Origin of the sequence: Bradyrhizobium sp. Arg237L, assembly GCF_029990105.1 — a bacterium.
Lineage (GTDB): Bacteria > Pseudomonadota > Alphaproteobacteria > Rhizobiales > Xanthobacteraceae > Bradyrhizobium.
The window spans coordinates 110,498-135,074 of record NZ_JAQMIL010000011.1; the positions used below are offsets into that span (position 1 = coordinate 110,498).

23 protein-coding genes are annotated in these 24,577 nt (G+C 63.2%); 12 read left to right on the forward strand and 11 right to left on the reverse strand.

Annotation, left to right across the window (positions count from 1 at the left end; all coding sequences use genetic code 11):
• Positions 1-8: 8 nt before the first annotated feature.
• The gene (locus OZ411_RS09380; RefSeq protein WP_282527703.1) at positions 9-713 is read left to right on the forward strand and encodes a response regulator transcription factor; all 705 of its coding nucleotides are present in this window, start codon (positions 9-11) and stop codon (positions 711-713) included.
• A complete protein-coding gene (locus tag OZ411_RS09385; protein WP_282527704.1) occupies positions 710-2,302 on the forward strand; it encodes an ATP-binding protein in 1,593 nt (530 codons plus the stop codon). Before OZ411_RS09380 ends, OZ411_RS09385 begins: the two co-directional genes overlap by 4 nt.
• 9 nt (positions 2,303-2,311) lie before the next feature.
• Here the strand turns inward: OZ411_RS09385 and OZ411_RS09390 are convergent, their stop codons facing one another.
• On the reverse strand, positions 2,312-3,544 hold the full coding sequence (locus OZ411_RS09390; protein WP_282527705.1) for an acetyl-CoA C-acetyltransferase: 1,233 nt from the start codon (positions 3,542-3,544) through the stop codon (positions 2,312-2,314).
• A gap of 188 nt (positions 3,545-3,732) precedes the next feature.
• On the opposite strand from OZ411_RS09390, the gene dctP (OZ411_RS09395) reads away from it, so the two are divergent.
• The 5 genes from dctP (OZ411_RS09395) (at position 3,733) to OZ411_RS09415 (ending at position 9,066) form a co-directional block, all read left to right on the forward strand.
• Complete coding sequence (gene dctP / locus OZ411_RS09395; protein ID WP_282527706.1) at positions 3,733-4,764, forward strand: TRAP transporter substrate-binding protein DctP; 1,032 nt, start codon at positions 3,733-3,735, stop codon at positions 4,762-4,764.
• A 29-nt stretch (positions 4,765-4,793) separates the two neighbouring features.
• On the forward strand, positions 4,794-5,342 hold the full coding sequence (locus OZ411_RS09400; protein ID WP_130577058.1) for a TRAP transporter small permease: 549 nt from the start codon (positions 4,794-4,796) through the stop codon (positions 5,340-5,342).
• Positions 5,339-6,628, forward strand: coding sequence for a TRAP transporter large permease (locus tag OZ411_RS09405; protein WP_282527707.1), 1,290 nt, complete (start codon positions 5,339-5,341; stop codon positions 6,626-6,628). The genes OZ411_RS09400 and OZ411_RS09405 overlap by 4 nt, the downstream gene beginning before the upstream one ends.
• Before the next feature lie 168 nt (positions 6,629-6,796).
• On the forward strand, positions 6,797-7,834 hold the full coding sequence (dctP, locus tag OZ411_RS09410; RefSeq protein ID WP_282527708.1) for a TRAP transporter substrate-binding protein DctP: 1,038 nt from the start codon (positions 6,797-6,799) through the stop codon (positions 7,832-7,834).
• On the forward strand, positions 7,831-9,066 hold the full coding sequence (locus OZ411_RS09415; RefSeq protein ID WP_282527709.1) for a CoA transferase: 1,236 nt from the start codon (positions 7,831-7,833) through the stop codon (positions 9,064-9,066). The genes dctP (OZ411_RS09410) and OZ411_RS09415 overlap by 4 nt, the downstream gene beginning before the upstream one ends.
• Before the next feature lie 87 nt (positions 9,067-9,153).
• On the opposite strand, the gene OZ411_RS09420 is transcribed toward OZ411_RS09415, so the two are convergent.
• The 9 genes from OZ411_RS09420 to OZ411_RS09460 all read right to left on the reverse strand — a co-directional run bounded on the left by OZ411_RS09420 (position 9,154) and on the right by OZ411_RS09460 (position 17,250).
• Entirely contained in the window at positions 9,154-10,008 is an 855-nt protein-coding gene (locus OZ411_RS09420; protein WP_282527710.1) for a CoA ester lyase, read from the reverse strand.
• A 4-nt stretch (positions 10,009-10,012) separates the two neighbouring features.
• Positions 10,013-10,468: a MaoC family dehydratase gene (locus OZ411_RS09425; protein WP_282527711.1), complete on the reverse strand. Its 456-nt coding sequence runs from the start codon at positions 10,466-10,468 to the stop codon at positions 10,013-10,015.
• The gene (locus OZ411_RS09430) at positions 10,468-11,241 is read right to left on the reverse strand and encodes an enoyl-CoA hydratase/isomerase family protein (RefSeq protein ID WP_282527712.1); all 774 of its coding nucleotides are present in this window, start codon (positions 11,239-11,241) and stop codon (positions 10,468-10,470) included. The genes OZ411_RS09425 and OZ411_RS09430 overlap by 1 nt, the downstream gene beginning before the upstream one ends.
• Positions 11,238-12,461, reverse strand: a complete 1,224-nt coding sequence (locus OZ411_RS09435) for a CaiB/BaiF CoA-transferase family protein (RefSeq protein WP_282527713.1) — start codon at positions 12,459-12,461, stop codon at positions 11,238-11,240. The genes OZ411_RS09430 and OZ411_RS09435 overlap by 4 nt, the downstream gene beginning before the upstream one ends.
• 25 nt (positions 12,462-12,486) lie before the next feature.
• Positions 12,487-13,203 carry an ABC transporter ATP-binding protein gene (locus tag OZ411_RS09440; RefSeq protein ID WP_028164870.1) on the reverse strand — a complete coding sequence of 239 codons (717 nt, stop codon included), beginning with the start codon at positions 13,201-13,203 and terminating at the stop codon, positions 12,487-12,489.
• Positions 13,200-13,958: an ABC transporter ATP-binding protein gene (locus tag OZ411_RS09445; RefSeq protein WP_282527714.1), complete on the reverse strand. Its 759-nt coding sequence runs from the start codon at positions 13,956-13,958 to the stop codon at positions 13,200-13,202. Before OZ411_RS09445 ends, OZ411_RS09440 begins: the two co-directional genes overlap by 4 nt.
• A 2-nt stretch (positions 13,959-13,960) precedes the next feature.
• On the reverse strand, positions 13,961-14,992 hold the full coding sequence (locus OZ411_RS09450; protein WP_282527715.1) for a branched-chain amino acid ABC transporter permease: 1,032 nt from the start codon (positions 14,990-14,992) through the stop codon (positions 13,961-13,963).
• Positions 14,989-15,891, reverse strand: coding sequence for a branched-chain amino acid ABC transporter permease (locus tag OZ411_RS09455; RefSeq protein ID WP_282527716.1), 903 nt, complete (start codon positions 15,889-15,891; stop codon positions 14,989-14,991). The genes OZ411_RS09450 and OZ411_RS09455 overlap by 4 nt, the downstream gene beginning before the upstream one ends.
• 99 nt (positions 15,892-15,990) lie before the next feature.
• Positions 15,991-17,250 carry an ABC transporter substrate-binding protein gene (locus OZ411_RS09460; RefSeq protein WP_282527717.1) on the reverse strand — a complete coding sequence of 420 codons (1,260 nt, stop codon included), beginning with the start codon at positions 17,248-17,250 and terminating at the stop codon, positions 15,991-15,993.
• Positions 17,251-17,419: 169 nt separating this feature from the next.
• On the opposite strand from OZ411_RS09460, the gene OZ411_RS09465 reads away from it, so the two are divergent.
• From OZ411_RS09465 to OZ411_RS09485, 5 genes are read left to right on the forward strand one after another with little or no spacing between them, the layout of a single operon-like run.
• Entirely contained in the window at positions 17,420-18,916 is a 1,497-nt protein-coding gene (locus OZ411_RS09465) for an AMP-binding protein (protein WP_282527718.1), read from the forward strand.
• A complete protein-coding gene (locus OZ411_RS09470; RefSeq protein WP_282527719.1) occupies positions 18,913-19,572 on the forward strand; it encodes a TetR/AcrR family transcriptional regulator in 660 nt (219 codons plus the stop codon). Before OZ411_RS09465 ends, OZ411_RS09470 begins: the two co-directional genes overlap by 4 nt.
• Positions 19,562-20,335: an SDR family oxidoreductase gene (locus OZ411_RS09475; RefSeq protein ID WP_282527720.1), complete on the forward strand. Its 774-nt coding sequence runs from the start codon at positions 19,562-19,564 to the stop codon at positions 20,333-20,335. The genes OZ411_RS09470 and OZ411_RS09475 overlap by 11 nt, the downstream gene beginning before the upstream one ends.
• A 10-nt stretch (positions 20,336-20,345) precedes the next feature.
• Positions 20,346-22,265 carry an NAD(P)/FAD-dependent oxidoreductase gene (locus OZ411_RS09480; protein ID WP_282527721.1) on the forward strand — a complete coding sequence of 640 codons (1,920 nt, stop codon included), beginning with the start codon at positions 20,346-20,348 and terminating at the stop codon, positions 22,263-22,265.
• 27 nt (positions 22,266-22,292) lie between these two features.
• Positions 22,293-22,922, forward strand: coding sequence for a DsbA family protein (locus tag OZ411_RS09485; protein WP_282527722.1), 630 nt, complete (start codon positions 22,293-22,295; stop codon positions 22,920-22,922).
• Between the two features lie 486 nt (positions 22,923-23,408).
• On the opposite strand, the gene OZ411_RS09490 is transcribed toward OZ411_RS09485, so the two are convergent.
• The gene (locus OZ411_RS09490) at positions 23,409-24,569 is read right to left on the reverse strand and encodes an epoxide hydrolase family protein (protein ID WP_282527723.1); all 1,161 of its coding nucleotides are present in this window, start codon (positions 24,567-24,569) and stop codon (positions 23,409-23,411) included.
• Between the last annotated feature and the right edge of the window lie 8 nt (positions 24,570-24,577).

Sequence of the window (24,577 nt, forward strand, 5' to 3'; positions counted from 1 at the left end):
AGGGACGTTTGACGCACCGTATTCTTATCGTCGACGACGACTTGCACATCCGCGAAGTCATCCGCGTCGCCCTCAAGAAAGCCGGCATGAACGTGGTCGAGGCGCGCGACGGCAAGGAGGCGCTCGCCCGATTTGCGAGCGACCGGCCTGACCTCATCGTGCTCGACATCGGGATGCCAGAATTCGACGGGCTCGACGTCTGCCGGGAGGTACGAAAGACTTCCGACGTACCGATCCTGTTCCTGTCGGCGCGCGACGACGAGATCGATCGCGTGCTGGGCCTCGAGATCGGCGGCGACGACTACGTGACAAAACCGTTCAGCCCGCGCGAGCTCGTCGCCCGCGTCAACGTCATCCTGCGGCGCATGAACTCGCGCAGCGGCGACGCCAAAGCCGGCACCACGGTTCTCACGCAAGGCAGACTGACTGTCGATCCAGAGCAGCATGTTGCGTCGTTTGCCGGCACATCGCTCCGGCTGACCGCCATCGAATTCGGAATCCTGCGCGCCTTCCTGACACGGCCGACGGCCGTCTTCAACCGCGAGCAGCTCATGCGCGCGGCCTACCAGCTCAACATCCAGGTCTCCGATCGCACCATCGACAGCCACATCCGCAACATCCGCGCCAAGCTCGCCGCGCTGAATTGCGACAACGTCATCGAGACCATTCACGGCGTCGGCTTCAAGCTCGGGCGATGCGAGCCGCAGGCATGAGTGGTCCGAATGCGCCAAACAAATGGCGGCCATCGCTCGGCCTGGTCATCTTCACCGTGCTGGCGACCGTCGCCATACTGCCTCTGGTCGGCCTGTTCTTCTTCCGCCTTTATGACAACCAGCTTATTCGCCAGACCCAGGCCGAACTGATCGCCCAGAGCCGTGTCCTGGCAGCAATCTTCGCACAGGAGGTGCAGGCGCGGCTCGACCATGGGATTCCTCTCGGCGCCGAGGTCCCGCCCGGCGTCTTGCCCGATCCTGGCGATCAGGTCACGCCGATCCGGCCCGCGCTCGATCTCGCCGGCAATGATCTGTTGCGACGGCGGCCCGTTGCCTTGCCCGCGAGCGCGTCGGCCGATCAGGCCTATGTCGAGATCGGCGCGCGACTGCTGCCGATCGTCCGCGAGACGCAGAAGGTGACGCTTGCCGGATTCAGGATCCTCGATCCGCAGGGCGTCGTGATCGCCGGACGTCAGGAAGTCGGACAGTCGCTCGCCCATATCGAGGAAATCGCCGCGGCCCTCCATGGCGAATATCGGGCCGCGCTGCGGATCCGCGTGCCGGACAAACCTCCGCCGCCGATCTATTCCATCAGCCGCGGCGTCGGCGTGCACGTGTTTTCCGCGATGCCGGTGATCGTCAACAACCGCGTGGCCGGCGTGATCTATACGACCCGGACGCCGAGCAACATTTTCGACCATCTCTATCAGGAACGCGTCAAGTTCGTGCTTGCCGCGCTCGCCGTGATCCTTGCGACGATGGCGATCGGGCTGTTTTTCTCCCGCACCATCACCCAGCCCATGCACGAACTGATCGGCCGCGCCGCGCGCATCGGCAAAGGCGATCGCACCGCATTCCGCCCGTTGCGGCACTACGGCACGCGCGAATTCGCGCAGCTCTCGCACAGCTTCTTTGGCATGGCCGAACAGTTGGCGCGGCGTTCAGACTACATCGCGACGTTCTCGGCACATCTCACGCACGAGCTGAAATCGCCGCTCACCTCGATCAAAGGCGCGGCAGAGCTGCTTTTGGATTCTCTGGATGGCAAATCGGACAGCCTGACCCGCTCCGAGCAGAAGACCTTCGTGTCGAATATTCTTGGCGACACCGAACGCCTCGAAGCGATGGCTCAGCGGCTACGCGAACTGGCGCGTGCCGAAACCGTGCCGCAGAACGAGCGCACCGAACTGGCGTCCGTGATCGGCGATCTAAAAAGCCGGTTCCCGGCTTGTGTTATCACGGCGCCCGGCAGTCTCGACCGGCCGATCGGGATGTCCGCCGAAAAGGCGCTGATCGTCCTCTCACACCTCGCCGACAACGCCGTACGGCACAACGCCAGGACTATACGGCTTGACGCCGTGGACGAGCGTACGGCCGTCAAGCTGATCGTGAGCAATGATGGCGATCCGATCTCGGAAGCCAACCGGGAACGGATCTTCGACGCCTTCTTCACCACCCGCCGCGATGCCGGCGGCACCGGCATGGGCCTTGCGATCGTGCGCGCCGTGATGACAAGTCACGGCGGCTCGATCCGGCTCTTGCCGACCAGTGAAGGCGTGACCTTCGAGCTTAGGTTTCCCGCCGCTTGAACCCTGCCCTCACACTCGCTCGATGATGATCGCGGGCGCCATACCGCCGGCGGCACACATCGTCACCAGACCTCGCTTGAGATCCCGCCGCTCCAACTCGTCCAGCAGCGTCCCGATCAGGATCGAGCCGGTCGCGCCGATAGGATGACCGAGCGCGATCGCGCCGCCATTGACGTTGACCTTCTCGCGATCGAGCTTGAGGTCACGGATGAACTTCTCCGTGACCACGGCAAAGGCTTCGTTGATCTCGAACAGGTCGATATCGTCAAGCGTCAGCCCGGCCTTGGCCAGCACCTTGCGCGCCGCCGGCACCGGCGCGTTCAGCATCAGGGTCGGCGAGTCCCCCATATTGGCCATCGCGACCACGCGTGCGCGCGGCTTCAGTCCGTGCTTCCTGGCGTAGTCGGGCGATGCCAGCAGGATCGCGGCGGAGCCATCGACCACGCCGGACGAATTTCCCGCGTGATGGACAAAGTCGATGTTAAGATCGGGATATTTTTCCAGGATCAGCTTGCGATAGGTCGTGCCCTTGTCGTCGAGCGCGTAGTCGGCGATCGCTGGGAAGGCCGGCTTCAGCGCCGCGAGCCCTTCCAGCGTGGTCTGCGGCCGCGGATATTCCTCCTTGTCGAGCGCGAGCGTGCCGTCCTCGCGATAGACCGGAACCAGGCTCTTGTCGAAATGGCCGCCCTTGATCGCGGCCGCCGCTCGCTTCTGGCTCTCCAGCCCGAGCGCATCGACATCCTGCCGCGTGATGCCCTCGAGCGTCGCCACCGCGTCGGCGCAAACGCCCTGGTGCGATTGCGGATGCCTTGCGCGCAGGCGGAGATTGCCGGCGTCCATCATGAACGGCCCCTCGCCGCGCCGGCCTTCCATCGACATCACCTCGGTGCCACCGGGGATCACGAGATCCTCGGAGCCCGACATGATCGAAGCGGCGGCCATGCTGACGCTGGTGATACCGGAACCGCAGAAGCGATCGAGTGTGACGCCGCTCGCCTTCACGTCATAGCCGGCATCGAGCGCCGACATACGGCCGAGATCACCGCTCTGCGCGCCGCGCTGGGAACTGGTGCCCCAGATGATGTCGTCGACATCTGCGGTATCGATGCCGGTGCGATCGGCCAGCGCCCGCAGCACGGTGGCGCCGAGCTGCTGCGGATGAATGCCTGACAGCGCGCCCTTGCCCGCCTTGCCAATGCCTCGCGGCGTCCTGCATGCATCGATGATCAGCGCGTCAACCATGGTGTGTTCCTCAGACAATGTTGCTGCGGCGCATTTGCAGCCGATCATCCGGCAAAGTCAATTCGCGCCCGCACAAGCCGCGCTCTCCGGTTGTGGCGCCTCGCGGCTTCAGCCTGCGCGCCGTTCTTGACGATCAATTTCGTTTATGCGCAGCTACTTCCAACAACAATACGTCCCAGGGAGGATCTATGGTCGCGATCGGGCGGACCCTTGTCGGCTGCGCTTTTTTGGCTGCATCGACAGTTCTGGCGCAGGCCGCCGAACCGCTTCACCTGCGGGTGGCGGATTCGTTTCCGAAGGGCCACTATCTCGTCAAGCTCGTCCTCGAACCCTGGATGGAGGAGGTCAAGAAGCGCACCAACAACGCGGTGACCTTCGACCACTATCCGGCGCAGCAGCTCGGCAAGGCCGCCGACATGCTGAAGCTGACGCAGACCGGTGTTGCCGATATCGGCTATGTCGCGCCGGCCTATGTCTCCGACAAGATGCCGGTGTCCGAAGTCGCGATGCTGCCGGGCGCGTTCGAGCATTCCTGCCAGGGGACGCTGGCCTATTGGAAGCTGGCGCGGAACGGCGTCATTGCGCAGCAGGATTATACCGCCAACAATATCCGCCTGCTGCTCGCGGTCAGCCTGCCGCAATATCGCATTTTCACCGTCAAGCAGCCGGTCAAGGATGTCGGCGATGTCACCGGCCTGAAGCTGCGTTCCACCGGCGGCGCGCAGGATCTTACGCTGCGCGCGATTGGCGCCGTGCCGGTGCGCATGGCAGCGCCCGATGCCTATGAATCGCTATCGCGGGGCACCATGGACGGGCTGTTGTTCCCGCTCGAAAGCGTGGTCGCCTATGGCGCCGACAAGCTCGTGAAATACTCGACCGATGGACTGGGCTTTGCCAGTTTCATCGTCGCCTATTCGATCAGCGAAACGGCCTGGAAGAAGCTTTCGCCCGAGGTGCAGAAGGCGATGGTCGATGTCGCCGAGGAAATCATCCCCTCCGCCTGCCAGCAGGTCCAGAAATCGGACGACGAGACCAAGAAATCGATGGAAGCCACAGGCGTCAAGTTCGAGACGCTGTCACCTGACGCCAATGCGAAATTCAAGGACCTGATGAAGGGCGTCGCCAAGACCTGGTCCGAAGGCCTCGACGCGCGCGGCAAGCGCGGCAGTGACGCGCTGAAGGAGTTTGACGCGGCGGTGGCGGCCATTCCGGCCAAGTAAACTGTTCAAGTGAACTGGGGGAGCTAATTTTGCTTGACGGAATATTGAAGGCGCTAGCGACGATCGAGAAGATCGCCTCCACCGTGGCGGCGGCGTTCATGTTCGCCATCATGATCATCGTGTTCAGCGATGTCATCATGCGCTACGCGTTCAACAAGCCCTTCTCCTGGGCCTATGACCTGATCTCGCTCTATCTGATGGCAGGCATCTTCTTCCTGGTGCTGTCGGAAGCCTATGCCAGCCATGCCCATGTCAGCGTCGATATCCTGCAGCAGAAGTTTTCGCCGGCGATGATCCGCGTCTCCGAGATCGTCACCTGCATCGTCGGGATCGTCGTGTTTTCCCTGATCGCCTATCTCGGCTTCCTGCGTGCCGTCGACAGCTTCCAGTCAGCCGACGTCATGGCGGGCGCCATTCCGTGGCCGATGTGGCCGTCGATTGCGCTCGTTCCTTTCGGGGCCGGGCTGATCACGTTGCGCCTTGCGCTGCACCTGATCGGCCACCTCCTCTCGCTGGCCACCGGCCGCGCCCTGATCGCGCTGCCGTCGTCGCATGCCACGGGGGAGACCTTCGAATGATACTCACGCTTGCAATGGTCGTGCTGTTCGTGCTGCTCGCGATCGGCACGCCGGTTGGCTTTGCGATGGCCGGTTCAGGAGTGCTCGGGCTCTATCTGATCGGCGGCATGCCGATGCTCTCGGGCATCCTGCAGACAGCGCCCCTATCGGCGGTGACCTCTTACGAGCTCATCACCATCCCGATGTTCCTGCTGATGGCGGAATTCGTGCTCGTCAGCGGGATCGCCGACGATCTGTTCAAGGCGACGGCCGCCTGGGTCGGACGGGTTCCGGGCGGGCTCGGCATGGCAACCGCGCTCGCCGGCGCCGGCTTCGGCGCGATCTGCGGCACCAGCACCGCTTCTGCCGCGACCTTGTCAGCGACCAGCCTGCCGGCGATGCTCAAGCAGGGATACGAGCCCAGGATGGCGGCTGGCGTAGTGGCGATCTCGGGCACGCTGGCGATGCTGATCCCGCCGTCGGTGGCGCTGGTGATCTACGGCCTGCTCGCGGAAGTGAACATCGGCGCGCTCCTGATCGGCGGCGTCATTCCGGGCATCCTCGTCACCTTCACCATCATGGCGACGGTGTGGTTCCTGGCCTGGCAGGATCCGTCGCGCGCGCCGTCAGCGCCATCGGTCTCGCTCGCGGAAAAATTCCGCATGCTGCGGGTGGTCGGCCCGATGCTGCTCTTGTTCGGCATGGTGACGGGCGTGATCTATACCGGCGTCGCGACGCCGACTGAAGCCTCCGCGCTCGGCGCCTTCGGCGCTTTCGTGCTCGCGCTCTGGAAGGGCAAAATCAACTGGAAGAGCCTGCGGGCCGCGCTGCTGCGGTCGGCGCACGGCACCTGCATGATCGCGATGATCCTGTTTGGCGCCTCGATCTTCGGCTATTTCTTTACGCTGACGCAGGTGACGCAGAGCCTGGTCGCCTGGGTCGGCGGCCTGCAGGTGCCGCCCTGGCTGATCCTCACCATCATCCTGTTCGGCTATATCGTGCTCGGCTCCTTCATGGACCAGATCGCGATCCTGGTCCTGACAGTGCCGATCGTGCTGCCGCTGATCAAGTCACTCGGCTACGATCCGCTCTGGTTCGGCGTCATCAAGATCGTCACCGCCGAGGTCGGCATGATCACGCCGCCGGTCGGGCTGAACTGCTTCGTCGTGGCCCGCTATTCAGGGCGCCCGGTCGCCGAGGTGTTTCACGGCGTCCTGCCGCATTTCATCGCCCATCTGATCGCGATCGCGATCCTGGTGATCTGGCCGATGATCATCCTGTGGCTGCCGATGAAGATGGGCTACTAGAGCGTTTTCGAGCGAAGTGGACACCGGTTCGCATAGCAATCAAGTTTACGCAGATTGCCTAGACTTATCTGCGCAGAAAACGCGTCAAAACGAGAATCTAGAGCTTCGGTTCTGATTCAATCAGAACCGAAGCTCTAGCGTAACGAAACAAAAGGGAGAGGAAACAAAATGAACGTTCGTCTGCGGAGACGCTTCGTCCTTGCTGCGCTACTGGCCGCCGCCGCGACGTCTCCAAGCGCCGCTCAAGAAAAAATCACGTTGCGCCTCTCCGACAGCCTGCCTAACGGCCATGTCATTCACGAGCTGGTCGGCAAACCGTTCTCCGAGCTCGTGACCAAGATGACCAACGGCCAGGTCACCTTCCAACACTTCCCTGCCGAGCAGCTCGGCAAGGCCAAGGACATGGCGCAGCTCACCGTCGCCGGCGTCGCCGACGTTTCCTATGTGGTGCCGTCCTATTCGTCGGACAAATATCCGCTGACCGCAGTCGCCGAGCTGCCCGGCATCTTCGAGACGGAATGCCAGGGGTCGATCGCGTTCTACAAGGTCTCCCACAATGGCGGCATCCTCGAAACCAAGGAATTCGCGCCGAACCAGCTCCGCCCGCTGGTGACGATCGCACTGCCCGCCTATCAGATCCAGGTCGCCAACAGCCGCGAGATCAAGGCTGCAAAGGACCTAGAAGGCCTGAAGATCCGCACCACCGGTGGCGCAATGGACCTGATGACGCGCTCGATCGGCGCCGTGCCGGTGCGGATGGCGGCGCCCGAAATCTATGAATCGCTTACCCGCGGCACGCTCGACGGCTTGATCTTCTCCTACCAGAGCTCGGTTTCCTACGATTTCGGCAAGATCCTGAAATCCGGCACCGAAGGGCTCAACTTCGGCACCGCGATCTTCACCTATTCGATGGGCGAGGCCAAGTTCCGTTCGTTGCCCGAGAACGTGCGCAAGGCGCTGGTGGAGGCCGGCGAACGGACGACGCGCGAAGGCTGCAAACGGTTCGAGGACGGCGAGAAGGCCGCAACCGAGAAGATCAAGTCGCAGGGCATGAAGGTCATAAACTTCGGCGCTGACGACAAGAAACAGTTCGACACCGCCTTCAAGGCCGTCGCCGAGGACTGGGTGAAGGACATCAACAAGCGCGGCAAGCCGGGCACCGAGGTGTTCAAGGCGTTCACCGAAGCTTTGGCTGCAGGCCGTTGACCGGGCGCGCTCAAGACCGTGCGCCGAAGCCGGCGGGTCCCCTCGCCGGTTTCAAGGTGATCGACCTCACCAGCGTCATGATGGGGCCCTACGCGACCATGATCCTTGGCGACTACGGCGCCGACGTGATCAAGGTCGAAAGTCCCGATGGCGACGTGATGCGCCATGCCGCGCCGATGCGACATCCCCGGATGGGCGCGATGTACCTGCAGGGCAACCGCAACAAGCGCTCCATCGTGCTCGATCTTAAGAAGCCGGGCGGGCGTGAGGCGCTGTTACGCCTGGCATCGACGGCCGACGTCTTCGTTCATAACGTCCGGCCGGCCGCCATGGCGCGGCTCAAGCTCGGCGCCGGTGATCTGCTCGCGATCAATCCGCGGCTGGTCTATGCGAGCCTGCACGGGTTCGGCGAGACCGGTCCCTATGCGGGGCGGCCGGCCTATGACGATCTGATCCAGGGATTGACGGCGCTGCCGGCACTGACGGGCAAGATCACCGGCGAGCCGCGCTACTCGCCGGCCACGATGGCCGACCGCATCGTCGGCCTGAACGCTACGCACGCGATCCTCGCCGCCTTGATCCATCGCGACCGCACCGGCGAAGGCCAGGCGATCGAAATCCCGATGTTCGAGACCATGGCGCAGTTCGTGCTCGGCGACCACATGGCCGGCCGCAGTTTCGAGCCGCCGATCGGCCCGCCCGGCTATTCGCGATTGCTGTCGCCGGACCGCCGCCCCTACCAGACCAGCGACGGCTATATCTGCGCGCTGGTCTATTCCGACAAGCAGTGGAACGCTTTCTTCAGCCAGATCGGCCTCGAGAACGAAGCCGATCGTGATCCCCGGCTGAATGGCATTTCGGCGCGCACACGCAACTATGATTTCGTCTACGACTGGTTTTCAAAGGTCATGAAGACCCGCAGCACCGCCGAATGGATGCGCCTGTTCGAAGAAGCCGACATTCCGCACGCCCCACTGCACGATCTGGACAGCCTGATCGACGATCCGCATCTCGCCGCGGTCGGACTCATCCAGTCGATCGAGCATCCGAGCGAAGGAACGCTCCGCGTCGCCGGCCCCGCCGCGACCTGGAGCAAGACGCCACCCTCGATCCGCCATCATCCGCCGCAGCTCGGCGAGCACGGCGAGGACATCCTGCGCGACGCTGGATTTTCGGAGGACGAGATAGCTCGGCTTACGGCTGAGCGCGCGTTGATCAACTCAAATTCGTAGGGTGGGCAAAGCGCAGCGTGCCCACCTTTTCTGGCACCGACCGTGAATGGTGGGCACGCTTCGCTTTGCCCACCCTACGCACCTGCGCTAGCTCCGCCGCAGCGCCAGAATCTTCTCCGCGGCGCGCAGATGCGGCTTGTCCAGCATCTTGCCATCCATCTTCGCCACGCCGGACGGATTGCCCGCGAATGCGGCGACAACGCGCTCTGACCACGCGATCTCCTCATCGGTCGGCATGAAGGCGGCATTGACGACGTCGACATGCTTTGGATGGACCACCGCCTTCGCCAGGAAACCATCCTGCCGTGCCGTGATGCATTCCTCACGCAGCGCCTCCAGATCGTTAATGTCGGTCGCGATTGTATCGATGGCGACCACGCCGGCGGCGGCCGCGCTGATCAGGCAGAGATCGCGCGCCAGCCAGAACGGGCTATGAAAGCGGCCGTTGGTGCGGTTGCGCGAGGCCCCGAGCGAGGCGGCGAGGTCTTCGGCGCCCCACATCATGCCCCACAGCCGCGGGCTCATATTCTCGAAGTCGAGCAGTTTCAGCACCGCGCGCGCCGTCTCGGTCGCAACCGTCACGATGCGCGTCGAACCTTGCGCGATGCCGGATGCCGCCTCGAACGCATCAAGGTAAAGCGCGAGCTGGTTGACGTCGGCGGCCCCCGCACATTTCGGCAGGACGATGCCGTCGGGTTTCCCCGGCATGATAGCCGCGAGATCGCCTAGCGTCATGTCGGTATCGAGCGCGTTGACGCGGACATACATCTTCTGATCGGGATTGCGCGAATTCAGCATCTCGCGCGTGATGCCGCGTGCCGCCACTTTCTGCTCCGGCGCAATGGAGTCTTCGAGATCGAGGATCAGCGCATCCGCGGCCGTCTTCTTGGCGCTTTCGAATTTCCGGACGCTGTCGCCGGGAACGAACAGGAACGAACGCATCACCTCACGCCTTCGGTTTGCAGAGCATCAGCCCCGTACGGCGGCAGCTCGCCACCACCTCGCCGCGCTGGTTGGTCATGGTGTGCTCGAATTCCACGAGCCCCTGGGTCGGCCGCGACTTGCTCGGGCGCTTCGAGACGATCTTGGTGTGCGCCCGCAGCGTATCGCCATGAAACACCGGCTTGGGAAACTTCACATCCGTCATGCCCAAATTACCGACCGTGGTACCGAGCGTCGTATCATAGACGCTCATGCCGATCATGATGCCGAGCGTATAGAGGCTGTTGAAAAGCCGCTGGCCATATTCGGTCTTCTCGGCGAAATGAGCATCGAGATGCAATGGCTGCGGGTTCATGGTCAACAGACTGAACATCGTGTTGTCCATCTCGGTCACGGTCCGGCTGAATTCATGATGGAATTCCTGCCCGACCTCGAACTCCTCGAAATATAGTCCAGCCATCAGCGTCCCCGATAGTTTGGCGTCCGCTTCTCGACGAACGCGTTCAACCCTTCCTGACAATCTTCCGTCGTCGCGACAAGTGCAAAACTCTCGGCCGCGTTCTCGATCGCGCGGCGGTAGTCCGCATCCACCGCGCGCATGAAGGCATCGCGGCCGATCTTCATCACGATCGGCGACTTGGCGGCGAGCTTTCGGGCGACCTCGCGTGCACGATCGAGCGCGGTTCCCTTCGGCACGACTTCGCTCAATAGGCCCATGCGGAACGCGGTCGCCGCATCAAAGGGCTCGCCGAGAAACAGTGGCCCGAACGCCTGGTGCTTTCCGACCAGCCGCGGCAAATGCACGAAGTGCAGCGCCGGTATCAGCCCGACATCGATCTCCGGATAGCCGAAGGTCGAAGCGTCGCCAGCAATGATCATGTCACAGGATATGGCAATGGTCATGCCGCCGGCCCGCGCGGCACCATCGATAGCCGCAATCGTCGGCTTGCCCATCCGGTACTGGATGTCGTTGAGGGCGAAGTAGAGGCGCTCGAGAAAGCCCTTGGTCTCGATCGCCGGCTTGCCGCGCACGATGTCGAGATCGAGTCCGGCACAAAATACCTTGTGAGCACTGCCGATGATCACGGCGCGCACGGCTGCATCGTCCTTGGCCGTCTGCAATGCGGCCAGCAGCGCATCGATCAGGGACAGGCTCAGCGCGTTGACCGGCGGGCGATCCAGCACGATCTCGGCAATACCGTCGGCAACCGAGTAGCGGACGAGTTTGCTCATGATGCACCACCTCCATTTGGCCGCCACTGGCGCACCGCACCGGCTCCGATCAACTCATCGATGGCCGCACTGTCGAAGCCAGCCTCTGTCAGGACCTCGACGCTGTCCTGACCGATATCCGGCGCGGGACACAAATCGTCCTCTGAACGACTTGCGATCCCCGGCGTTCGCGGCGTGTAGACCGGGCCGACGCCGGGCGTGTCCTGGCAGACCGCGGCTTTGGTCGCCTCGACGTGAGCATTCCTCAACCATTCGCCGGGATTGTGGATGCGTTCCGCGATGATATCGGCCGCATGCAGGCGCGTCAGCCACACCTCGGCCGTTTGGGTCAAGAAGACCTCCCGTAGCTGCGGGATCAGCGCGTCGGCTGAATCCGCACGCCTGGCGAAATCGGCAAAGCGCGGATCGGTGGCGAGGTCGTCGCGTCCGATCGCTGTGCATAGGCGTTTGTACTGCGCTTCGTTCACCAGCGTCACCATCATCCAGCCGTCCTTGGCCTGGTAGGTGCCTGCGGGAACGTTGAGCGCGCGCGGTGCGCCACCCTCCAGAATGAACTCAGCAACCTTGTGGCCCAGCAGCGCCGCCGTCGACTGGCAGAGATTAACGTCGATCCAGCGCCCCGTACCCACGATCGCCCGCGCGAACAGCGTGGTGGCGATGGCCTGGAAGGCATAGACGCCGGTGACGATGTCGGAGATCGTCGTGCCGACCCGATGCGGCACCCCGTCCGTGCCGGCATTGACCGAGACCAGACCCGAAAAGGCCTGCGCCACGGAATCCGACCCGGGACGTTTCGCGTAAGGCCCGCTTTGCCCGAAGCCGCTGACCGAGAGATAGATCAGGCCGGGATTGTCGCGTGACAGGCTCTCATAGCCAAGCCCCAGCCGCGCGGCCACGCCGGGCCGGAAGCCTTCGATCAGGACGTCGGCCTCCTTTGCCAGCTTCTGGGCAATCGTGATCCCATCCTTGTGCTTCAGATCGAGGCACAGGCTGCGCTTGCCGCGGTTATAGACCGCCGACAGCGTGGTGTGGTTGCCATAGGTCGTTCCGAGATAGCGCGACCAGTCGCCCTCAGGCGGCTCGACCTTGATGACATCGGCGCCATAGACGCCGAGCAGCATCGCGCAATAGGGCGACGCAATGCCCTGTCCGAAATCGAGCACGCGAAGGCCGCGATAGGGCGCCTCGTGTGTCGGCGCCAGCCTGCTTTCAACCGCCATTCATCCTCCCCATGGGGGCCGAAGGCTACAGCGCCAGATAGCGCTGCCGAATGTTGTCGTTGGCCTTCAGCTCTTCGATAGGAGATGTGTAGACGATTTGGCCCTTGTCGATAACCGTCGCGTGGCTCGCAAGGCCAAGGCAAAAATGCATGTTTTGCTCGGCGATCAGCACCGTGGCGCCGGTCGCGCGAAGCTGCCGCAGGAGTTCGCCTATTCGTTGCACGATGATCGGTGCCAGCCCCTCGCTCGGCTCGTCCAACAGCAGCAGCGCCGGGTTGCCCATCAGCGTCCGGGCGATGGCCAGCATCTGCTGTTCGCCGCCGGACAGCCGTCCCGCGATCCGATAGCGCAGCGGCTCGAGCAATGGGAACACGTCATAGATGCGCCGGATCGACCATTCGTCCTCGCCATTCGGCCCCTTCTTCTGGCCGATGACGAGATTGTCTTCCACGGTGTGCTCCGGGAAGATCTGGCGGTCCTCCGGGACAAAGCCGAGCCCGGCGCGGGCGATGCGATGCGGCCTCATCCCGGAGACGGTCCTGCCGTTCAGCGTCACCTTGCCGCGACGCGCCGGCGCGAGTCCCATGATCGCCTTCATGGTGGTGGACTTGCCGGCCCCGTTGCGGCCAAGCAGCGCCATGGTCTCGCCCTGCCGCACCGAGAGGCCGACGCCGAACAAGATCTGGCTGGTGCCATAGTAGACGTCGAGGTCCTCGACCTGCACGACTGGCAAAGCGCTCATGTCACGGCCTCGGCATGTTCCTCGGTGCCCAGATAGGCCTCGATCACCGCTTCGTTGCGCCTGATGGCATCAGGTGTGCCAGTCGCAAGGATGCGGCCGTAGCAGAGCACGACGATCCTGGGCGCGATCTTGAACACGATGTCCATGTCGTGTTCGATAAAGACGACCGTGATCTTCTGCGCCTCCCAGAGCTCCCGGACCTTGTCGATCATCCGCCAGCGCTCTTCAGTGCCCATGCCGGCGGTCGGCTCATCCAGCAGCAGCACCTTTGGATCGAGCACCAGCGCCAGCGCGATATCCAGCAGTTTCTGGTCGCCATGCGACAGTGTCGCGGCGGTGCGGTGGCGCTTGTTGGCAAGGCCGAGCAATTCCATCACGTGCTCGGCACGATCCCGCGTTTCGGCAAGCGGGAAGCGCCGGTGCAGCACGGTCGAGCGGCGCTGATCCGCGCAGACGGCGGCGAGCATGGTCTCCTGCACTGTCAGCGACGGGAAGATGCTGGCAACCTGGAACGCCCGCCCGATACCGTGCCGCACGATGTCGGGCGGCGACTTGCCGGCGAGATCGACACCATCGAGCAGGACCTCGCCGGAGTCCGGCCTGAGCGCGCCTGTGATCAGGTTGAAGAACGTGCTCTTGCCGGCACCATTCGGACCGATCACGGCCGTCAGCGAGCCATCGGCAAAATCCAGCGAAACGTTGTCCGTCGCTTTCACGCCGCCGAACGACTTTGAGAGGCCGCGAATATCCAGCATGGCTAGCCGCGCTCCCCTGGCCCGTCGCGCCGCTGCGTATACCACTCAAGCACATAGTCCATCAGCCCCTTGCGCAGACCGATGGCGAAGAACAGGATCACGGCGCCGAGCACGATGCCATGATATTCCGTGTAGCGGGTGACGGTATCGTTGAGGATCAGCAGCAGCACCGTGCCGACCATCGGCCCCAGGAACGTGGTGACGCCGCCGAGCATGTTGATGAAGATGCCCTCGCCCGAAATCGTCCAGTAGGCGAATTCGGGATAGGCGCCCGAGACGAACAGCGCCATGACCATGCCGCCGGTCGAGGCAAACAGCGCCGCCAGCACGAAGATCGTCAGCTTGGCGCGCCAGACATCGATGCCGATGAAGCTCGCCCGTCGGGCGTTGTCGCGGATCATGCGCAGCGTATAGCCGAACGGCGATTGCGCGATCTGGCGCATCAAGAGCAGGCCGAGCACCAGTAGCGCGCAGCTTGTGATGTAAAGATGCACATGATTGGCAAGATCGATGCCGAAGAACACCGGGCGCGGGATGCCGCCGCGCAAGCCCTGATCGCCGCCGGTCAGCGACGCCCAGGTCAGGATCGTCGAGTGGATCAGCATCTGGAATGCCAGCGTGACGAACGCGAAATAGATCTCCTTCAGCCGGACGCAGATCGCCCCGATGATTGCAGCGAAGACAGCGGTGATCGCGAGCGTCGCCACAAAGGCCACCGGTATCGGCACGGCGGTGCGCTGCATCAGCAGGCCGAAGCCATAGGCGCCGAGCCCGAAGAACATGCCGTGCCCGAACGAGATCATGCCGGTGTAGCCGACAAGCAGGTTGAGCGAAGTCGCGAACAGGCCGAAAGCCGAGCAGCGGATCACGAAATCGAGCAGCGCCTTGCTGCCGAAGAAGAACGGCAGTGCTGCCAGTACAGCAAAAGCGACCAGTGCGATCAGAATGTCGCGATAACGCGAGCGGAACGAGCGCGTTTCGATGCGTGGCGCACCCAAGGTTTCCGACGCGCGACCAGCCTGCAGCTCGGTCATGCGACCTCCTTGCCGAACAGGCCGGTCGGCCGCGACACCAGGACGATCACCATGAACAGGTACATCAAGCCTTCGGTGAACAGGGGAAAGCCGAGCGAGCCGAACGAGCGGATCAGGCCGATGAGCAATGCCCCGATCAGCGCGCCCAGGATCGAGCCCATGCCGCCGATCACAGTAACGATGAAGGATTCGATCAGCACCGAAAAGCCCATCCCCGGCGTCAGCGAACGCACCGGCGCCGCCAGCGCCCCGGCAAGCCCGGCGAGCATGCCACCGAGCGCGAACACGCCGCCATAGAGCAGGCCGGTATTGATGCCGAGTGCGGACACCATGCCCGGATTGTGGGCGGCCGCGCGGATCACCTTGCCGATCCGGGTGCGGGCAAGCCCAAGGCCGAGCACCAAGGCGGCGGCCAGCGCGACCCCGATCAGCAGCAGGTAATAGGGCGGCACGACGCCACCTGCGATGAACAGCGGCGGCACCTGGAACGCCGACGGCATACCCATCGACTTGAATTCAGGCCCCCACACCATGCGTACGACATCGTCGAAGATCAGCACGAAGGCGTAGCAGACCAGCAATTGCATCAGCACGTCGGCGCCATAGACGCGGCTCATGAACACGCGCTCGAAGATCAGGCCGAGAATCGCCGTACCTACCGCGCCGCACAGCATCGCCAGCGCAAAGCTGTCAGAGAATTGGTAAGCCGTCATCGCGAAATAGGCGCCGAACATATAGAAGGCGCCGTGGCTGAAATTGACCACCCTGAGCACGCCGAAGATCAGCGTCAGCCCGACGGCGACGAGAAACAGCAGCATACCGATGATGAGGCCGCTGGTGGTTTGCGTCACCAGACAGGCCGGACTGGCGAGGCAGCCAGCGAGCGCGTCTATATCCAAAGCAGCATTTCCATCAGAGCGCACCGAGACCGCCGGCGCGCAAACTTAAGCGATGCGTGAGTGGAAGCGGCCCGCCCGCCTCCACTCTAGAGAGACCTGTCAGGTGTAGCCCTTGCTCTTCTTCCACTCGGCTTCGAGCTCGAAGATGGTCTTCCAATCGCCGGCCTTCACTTCCGGCACATAGGGTTCCTGCGGGATCGTGGTGCCCCAACCGATGGCGTAGCCAACCAGAGTGTTGTCCTCCGCGCGCATCGTCACGGTGCCGTCGGCGCCGAACGGGCACTTGATCGTCAGCCCGCGCAACGCTTCCGCCACCTTCTTGCCGTCGGTGGAGTTGGCTTTCTTCACGGCTTCAGTGAGCAGCATCACCGCGGTCGCGTTCTGCCACGACCAGTTGGTGGGATACTCATTGTACTTCGCCCGGTAGGCGTCGCCCCACGCCGCATTCTCCGGCGTCTTCGGGAACGTCTTGATGTAGCGGTTGCCGGAATGAATGCCTTTCGGCAGGTTTTTCACCACCGTGAGCGCGGTGTAGTCAGCCATGTTGACGGCGAAGACTTCCATCTGCGTGAACAGCGCGTAGATGTTGGCCTGGTCGATATAGGATGTCAGATCGCCGCCCCACAGGCAGGTATACAGCGCCTGCGGCTTGGCCTGCAGGATCTTCGTCACCACTTCGGTGTAGTCAGGCTGGAACAGCTTTGGCCAGGACTCGCTGATGATCTCGACATCGGGCGCAAAGCGCTTGAGATAGAGCGCGAATTCGCCTGTCGTATCGCGGCCATAGGCATAATCCGGCGAGCAGGTCGCCCATTTCTTCAAGCCCTTGGCCTTCGCGATCGCAGCCGCATAGCTGCCGCCGACGATGGAATCGTGAATGCCCTGCCGGACGCAGCGGAACGCGTTGGGAATGTGCTGCTTCGGATCGGCCGTCAGCGACGAGGCTTCCGAGCAGGTATGGATGCAGAGCACGCCGAGGTCGCGCGCCACTTCGTGCACTGCGAACGATCCGGACGAGGCCTCGCCGTCGAACAGCATCTCGCAGCCGTCGGTGTTGACGAGTTCGCGCGCGACGCGGGCTGCTTCCTGCGGCTGGCCCTTGGAGTCGCGGATCACCATCTCGATCTGCCGGCCGGTCAGGCCGCCCGCGGCGTTGACCTTCTCGACCTCGAGCAGCACGGCGTTGCGCGAAGAGGTACCGAGCTGCGCAACGCGGCCCGACAGAATCGTCGGCATGCCGATCTTGATGGTTTTGGCCTGCGCGCGCGCCACCCATGGCGCAGCAATCGTCGCCGCACCGGCGCCCATCAGCGCCAAAGTCGCACGGCGGCTGATGCCCGGTTGACGGGTTCTCTTCATTCTCCCCTCCCAGTCGGGTTGTCGTTCCCTATTCCCTTGCCGGAGATCATCTCGTCTCCGTGGACACAAGGATTTCAGAGCAAGAGGGGTGACGTCAAGCCAAAGATGAATTACGAGTCATAGTTCATCGGGGAAGGAAACGAGGCCGAAACGGCCCTTTGAGCGGCAGATGATCAACCTATCGAGCTTCATCGCCTTTCATGCCAAGCGGACGCCTGATCGGTGTGCACTGAAATATCGCGGCGTGGACATTTCCTACGGCAAATTCGACGAGCGCATCCGCCGGGTGGCCGGCTGGCTCGCCTCCCGCGGCATCGGTGCCGGCGACGTCGTCGCGGTTCTGATGAAGAACAGCGCCGCCTTTCTCGAACTGGTGTTTGCGACCAGCCACGTCGGCGCGGTGTTCCTGCCGATCAATTATCGCCTCTCCGTCGATGAGGTCGGCTACATCGTCGACAATTCCGGCGCGCGCATCCTGATCGCGGACGAAGAACTCGATGCGATCACGGCGGTTCATGCGCCGATCGTGCTGCTCGATGAGGCCGCGCAATCAACCGCAACGCGGCTCGCAGGCGATATCGCGCCCGCGCCGATGCATGTCCGCCGACCGCAGGACCTGATGCGGCTGATGTACACGTCAGGCACGACGGACCGCCCCAAGGGCGTGATGCTCAGTTACGAGAATATGTACTGGAAGTCGGCCGACCAGACGCTGGCGCTCGGCCTCAATGCGGATACGCGCCTCCTTGTCGTCGGCCCGCTCTATCATGTCGGCGCACTCGATCTGCCTGGAATCGCGGTGCTCTGGCATGGCGGAATGCTCTCGGTCCATCGCGACTTCAAGCCCGAACAGGCACTCGCTGCGATCGAAGCGGAGAAGCTGAACGCGGCGTGGTTCGCTCCTGTGATGACCACCGCGATCCTCACCTGCCCCACTCGCGACCGCTACGATGTTTCCAGTCTGCAATGGGCGATCGGCGGCGGCGAGAAAACGCCGGAGGTGCGCATCCGCGCCTTCTCCGACTACTTCAGGAATGCCCGCTACATCGACGCCTATGGTCTGACCGAGAGCGTCGGCGGTGACACCTTCATGGAGCCGGGCCGCGAGATCGATAAGATCGGCTCGACCGGCCGTGCCATCGCCCATGTCGAAATTGAGATCCGTGACGATCGAGGCGATCGGCTTCCGCCCGGCGAGAACGGCGAGATCTGCCTGCGCGGACCGAAGATCACGAAAGGATACTGGCGGGACCCGGAGAAGACCGCCGCCGCCTTCTTCGGCGACTGGTTCCGCACCGGCGATGTCGGCTATCTCGACGAGGAGGGCTTCCTCTATCTCACCGACCGCAAGAAGGACCTGATCATTTCCGGCGGCGAGAACATCGCCTCCTCCGAGGTGGAGCGCGTCATCTATGAGATGCCCGAGGTTCGCGAGGTCGCCGTCATCGGCCTGCGCGATGAGCGCTGGGGCGAGAAGCCGGTCGCGATCGTCGTGCTGTCGGAAGGGGCTGCGCTGAATCTTCCCGCCCTCACCGACTACTGCCGCGCGCGGCTCGCCGGCTTCAAGGTGCCGAAACAACTGATCATCCGCGACAGCCTGCCGCGCAATCCTTCCGGCAAGGTACTCAAGCGTGTGCTGCGCGCCGAACTGGAGACCGCTACATGACCCAAGCACCGCACGCTGCGCCCCTCAAGCTCACCAAGCTGAACCGGGTCGAGCGCAACGCCTGGACCAAGCAAAAGATCTTCGACGCCGCGACCAAGGTCGTCGGCAAATATGGCTACGCCGAAGCCTCCGTCGCCCGCATCACCGAGGAAGCCGGCGTCGCGCAAGGCACCTTCTACAATCATTTCGAGAGTCGGCAGGAACTGCTCGAGCAGCTCTTGCCGAAGATCGGACTGGACATGGTGCGCTTCATCCACGCGCGCACCGGCACCGCGCACACGGCACAGCAGGAAATCGAGCGCTTCTCCGCCTTCTTCGATTTCATCCTGGAGGTGCCGGAGTTCCTGCGCATCCTCAACGAAGCCGAATTCTTTGCGCCGATCGGCTACCAGAAACATTTCGACAATATCTCAACCGCCTATGTACGCATCCTCGGCCGCGCGCGCCAAGCCGGAGAGATCATCGATTTCAGCCACGAGGAGTTCGAGGCCATCGTGCAGATGCTGATGGGCGCGCGCGGCTATCTCAGCCGCCGCTATTCCTACGCCGGCGGCAAGGTCACTGCCCCGCCCGATCATGTGATCTCCGCCTATCGCAAGCTCGTGACCCGCGGGCTGTTCAACAGAGCAAGTGAGGATAACGGTCATGACCGCTGACGGCCTCGTTCTCGTCACCGGCGGCAGCCGCGGCATCGGCGCCGCCACTGCCACGCTGCTTGCCGATCAGGGCCAGCGCGTCATCGTCGTCGACATCGCGCCGGAACCGCTGGTGGGGACCGATGCGATCCTCTGGCCCGCTCCCTTTGATGTCGCGAGCGAAGCAACCGTCACGGCCGGCGTTGCCGACATCGAGGCCGCGCACGGCCCGATCACCGGTCTCGTCAATGCCGCCGGCGTGTTCGGCAAGATGCATCGGATCGAGCGGGTGCGGATGGAGCAATGGGACCGCGAGGTCAATATCGACCTGCGCGGCAGCTTTATGGTCGCCCGCAGCGTCGGCGTGCGGATGGCCGCTCGACGGAGCGGCGCCATCGTCAATGTCGCCTCCGTCGCCGGCATGACGTCCGGCCCGATCCACGCCTATACCGCGGCGAAGGCCGGCGTCATCCAGATCACGCAGACGCTTGCGGCCGAGTGGGGCCGGGTCGGCGTGCGCGTCAACGCGGTGTCGCCGGGCTTTACGCGTACGGCGATGCTGGAAGCCGGCATCGCTTCCGGCGCGCTCGACAAGGAACTGTTGTCGCGGCCTACTGCCATGAACCGGCTGGTCGAGCCGTTCGAAGTGGCGCAGGCGATCGCCTGGCTGCTTTCGCCAAAGAGCAGCGGCGTCACCGGCATCAACCTGCCGGTCGATGCCGGCTTTATCGCGGGCTCTACATGGGCCGCCTATGGCGGACTGCCGGAAGCACCGGAAGCGTGAGGACAACGGCATGAATATCGAAATGCCACGCAAGAAACTCGACCTGGCTTCCGCCATCGCCGAAGGCGACATCCGCGTGCTGCTGATGGTGCTGGTGCACATGACCGGCGATGAGCGCTGGCTCGAACCGCCATACAAGCCCAAGCGCGACGTGCGCCTGATCCCCGATCCGGACGCCGGCGTACCGAAGGAGATCCAGGACGAAATTCGCGCCGCAGTCCTGAAGCTCTATGAGAACGGCGAGCCCACGCCTGTCATCACCGATCCCGGCAACGAGCTGATGCTGAAGATGATGAGCGCGACGCTCGGCGAGAACGTCGCACCGGAATATTCGCCGCTGATGCGCGAGGAAATGGGTTTCATCCCGCGCGATGCGCGCTGGACCAAACCTCCATCGGACGAGAAGCTCGCGGAGCAGCACGTCCTGATCGTCGGCGCCGGCGTGTGCGCGATTGCGCTCGGCGTCGCGCTGGACCGGCTCGGCATCCCCTACACCATCGTCGAGAAAGAGGACGAGATCGGCGGCACCTGGTACGTCAACCGCTATCCCGGTTGCGGTGTCGATACGCCGAACCACTCCTACTCCTTCTCCTTCGGCGAGCGGAACCAGTGGACGCGCTATTTCGCGCCGCGCCAGGAACTGCTCGACTATCTCTTGAAGGTGGTGCGCGAACACGGCATCCGACGCCATGTCCGTCTCAACACCGAGTTGACCGCGTCACGCTGGGACGAGAACAAGCGGCGCTGGATTTCGACTCTCAGGACCGAGAACGGCCAAGAAACTTTCGAATCGACCGCTCTGGTCAGCGCCATCGGCCAGCTCAACGACCCCGCCCCGGCTCACTTCAAGGGCGAGCAAGATTTCCAGGGCCTCGCCGTGCATTCGGCGCTGTGGTCCGACGATATCGATCTCGACGGCAAGCGCGTCGCCGTGATCGGCACCGGCGCCACTGCGATGCAGCTCGTGCCCGCCATCGCCGATCGCGTATCGTCGGTCACGGTCTATCAGCGCACGGCGCAATGGGCTCGGCCGGTCAAGGGTTACTCCGACCCGATCACCGAAGGCGCGCGATGGCTGCTCGCGCACTTGCCCTTCTATGTGCAGTGGTACCGCTTCAACATGTTCTGGCGCTATGGTGACGGCCTGCTGCCATTCCTGCGCAAGGATCCGAACTGGCCGCATCCGGCGCGCGCCGTCAACAAGGGCAATGACCGGCACCGGCAGGAGTTGACGGATTTCATCCTATCCGAGCTCAAGGATCGCCCCGACCTCATCGAAAAATGCGTGCCGACCTATCCGCCCTATGGCAAGCGCATCCTGCTCGACAACAACTGGTTCAAGACGCTTACCAAGCCGAACATCGAGCTGGTCACCGATCCCATCGATCATTTTGCGCGCGAGGGCATCGTCACGGCGGATGGCAAGCAGCGTGCGCACGACATCATCGTCGTCTCCACCGGCTTCAGGGTATCGGAAATGGCGGCGCGGCTCAACATCACCGGGCGAGGCGGCAACAATCTCAGGGACGTCTGGGCCAACGACAACCCGACGGCCTATCTCGGTTTGACTGTGCCAAACTTCCCAAACCTGTTCCTGATGCTTGGCCCGAACTCAGGACCTGCGCATGGCGGCAGCGTGATTTTCCAGTCGGAATGCCAGAGCCGCTACATCTCGGCTTGCCTGGTCGAGATGATCGAGAAAGGCATCGCCGCCATTGATGTCAGTCAGGACGCGCATGATCAATATGTCCGCAAGGTCGATGCCGAGCACGAGCAGTTGATCTGGACCCATCCGGGCATGACGACCTATTATCGCAACAGCCGGGGCCGCGTGTTCTCGGCCATGCCCTGGCGCTTCGTCGACTATTGGGCGATGACCCATGATCCCGATCTGAGCCAGTATCGTCAAACGAAACGTGCAGACGCCTGAGAGCCACTACGATCAGGGAGGTCAGGGATGGAACGGCCGCGCGTACGCATCTACACCGACTACAAGAGCCCTTACGCCTTCGTCGCCAACAAGCGCCTGTTCGAGCTCGAAGAGCAGCATGGTGTCGAACTGGAGTGGCTGCCTTATACCCTTCGGATCCCGGAATTCATGGGGACGGTGCAAGAGCGCACCCCGCATTTCTGGCGCAAGGTGCGCTACGCCTACATGGACGCGCGCCGTTTCGCCAACGCGCAGGGCCTGACCATGAAGGGACCGCGGCGGATCTACGATGCATTCTATTCCAGCGCCGGCATGCTGTTCGCCCAACGCCATGGGCTGTTCCGGCCGTATCACGACACGGTCTTTCGCCGCTTCTGGAACCATGATCTGGAGATCGACGAACTATCTGATATCGTCGGCGTGATTGCCTCAATCGGTGGGTCGGCGAAGGATTTCGAGGAATATGTTCATGGACCCGCGCGAGCGGAGCACGATCGGATCATCGAGGAAGCGGAGGCGCTTGGCGTGTTCGGCGTCCCAACGATGGTGTTCAATGGCGAGTTGTTCTGGGGCGGCGATCGCATCGACATGCTGATGGAGCGCATCAAGGATCCGGCCTCCATCGCGACAGCGCTTGGCAGCCGACATAGGAAATGATCCTGCGCTTCATGGTTCCCTCACCTCGGGGAACCGCGACTTCACTTGACAGTCTCCAATATCTGCCGCAGCATTTTGGTGATGCACCTGTTGGGGTGCTGGAGCACTTGGCTCCCGACCTCGCAGGAATTGCTGACCGGTCATGTGGTCGGGCAGCAAGCAGAAGATACGGACAGATGTCCGTCGGCCCACTCTTGGAGAGGAGCATGACGCCACCGGGCCAGTCCAGTGACCTTGCTCAGCAAGGTCTCGGCGCAGTTGAGGTGAACAGCAGCTGCTAGCCGCGTTGCGCCGTCGACAATCTGAACATATCGACCGGATGGGAGCGCAAAGGCCACGCGCTTTACGATCCAGAGTTATCCTGGTGTCTACCAGAATCCTTCGCTAAAACGAAGATGCAGGGCCCCGCGATGCTCCAATGCACCGGGGCCCATTAATTTGCGGCCAAATGCACCCAGCAACCCGTACGCTGAACCCCGCGGTCGGTCATGACTTGCTCGCTTCCTCGCGCAACGGCCGGAAAAACTCGCGCACCTCGCGCACGTACAACTCGGGCTGCTCGAAGGCGGCGAAGTGACCGCCCTTTGGCATCTCGCTCCAATGGCGGATATTGGTGTAGCTCGCCTCCATCCACTTTCGAACCGGCGTAACGATCTCCTTGGGAAATACGGCGACGCCGGTCGGCACAGTGACCTTGTGCGCGGTTCGCCGTTTCGATCCGAAGCTTTCCCAATAGAGCCGCGCCGAGGAAGCCGCGGTGGCGGGCACCCAATACAGCATGACATTGTCGAGCAGTTCGTCACGGGACAGGATGTTCTCGGGATGCCCGTCGCAGTCGGTCCAGGCCCAGAACTTCTCCAGGATCCACGCGGCCTGGCCGCTCGGCGAATCCGTCAGCCCATAGCCGAGCGTTTGCGGCCGGGTCGACTGCTGCTTGGAATAGCCGGAATCCCAGTCGGCGTAATATTTGATACCGTTCAGCGCCCGCGCCTCTTCCGGCGTCGGCTGTCCCTCGACGTTGGGCCGCGTCGCCATCGCGAGCGTGATGTGAATGCCGGCGCAATGCGCAGCGTCTTGCGCGCCCAGCGCGGTCGTGACAGCCGAGCCCCAGTCACCGCCTTGCGCGCCATATCGCCCATAGCCAAGACGCTCCATCAGCACGGCCCAGGCCGCGGCGATGCGATCGACGCCCCAGCCGGTTGCACGCGGCTTGGCGGAGAAGGCGAAGCCCGGCAATGACGGACAGACCACGTGAAACGCGTCGGCCGCACGGCCACCGTGCGCCGTCGGGTCGGTGAGCGGTTCGATCACCTTGTGGAATTCGACCACCGATCCCGGCCAGCCATGGGTGATGATCAGCGGCAACGCGTTCGCATGCGGCGAGCGGATATGCAGGAAATGGATGCCAAGCCCGTCGATCTCGGTCGTGAATTGCGCAAAGCGATTGAGGCGCGCTTCGCGGCTGCGCCAATCATATTCGTCGGCCCAGTAGCGGCAGACCTCCTGGATCCACTTCAGCGGAGCGCCCTGGCTCCAGTCTTCGACCAGTTCGGCCTCGGGCCACCGCGTCCGGCGGAGCCTCGATTTGAGATCCTCGAGCACATCGTCACCGACCGATATCCGATAGGATTGTATCGCTGTGCTCATGGCCTGCT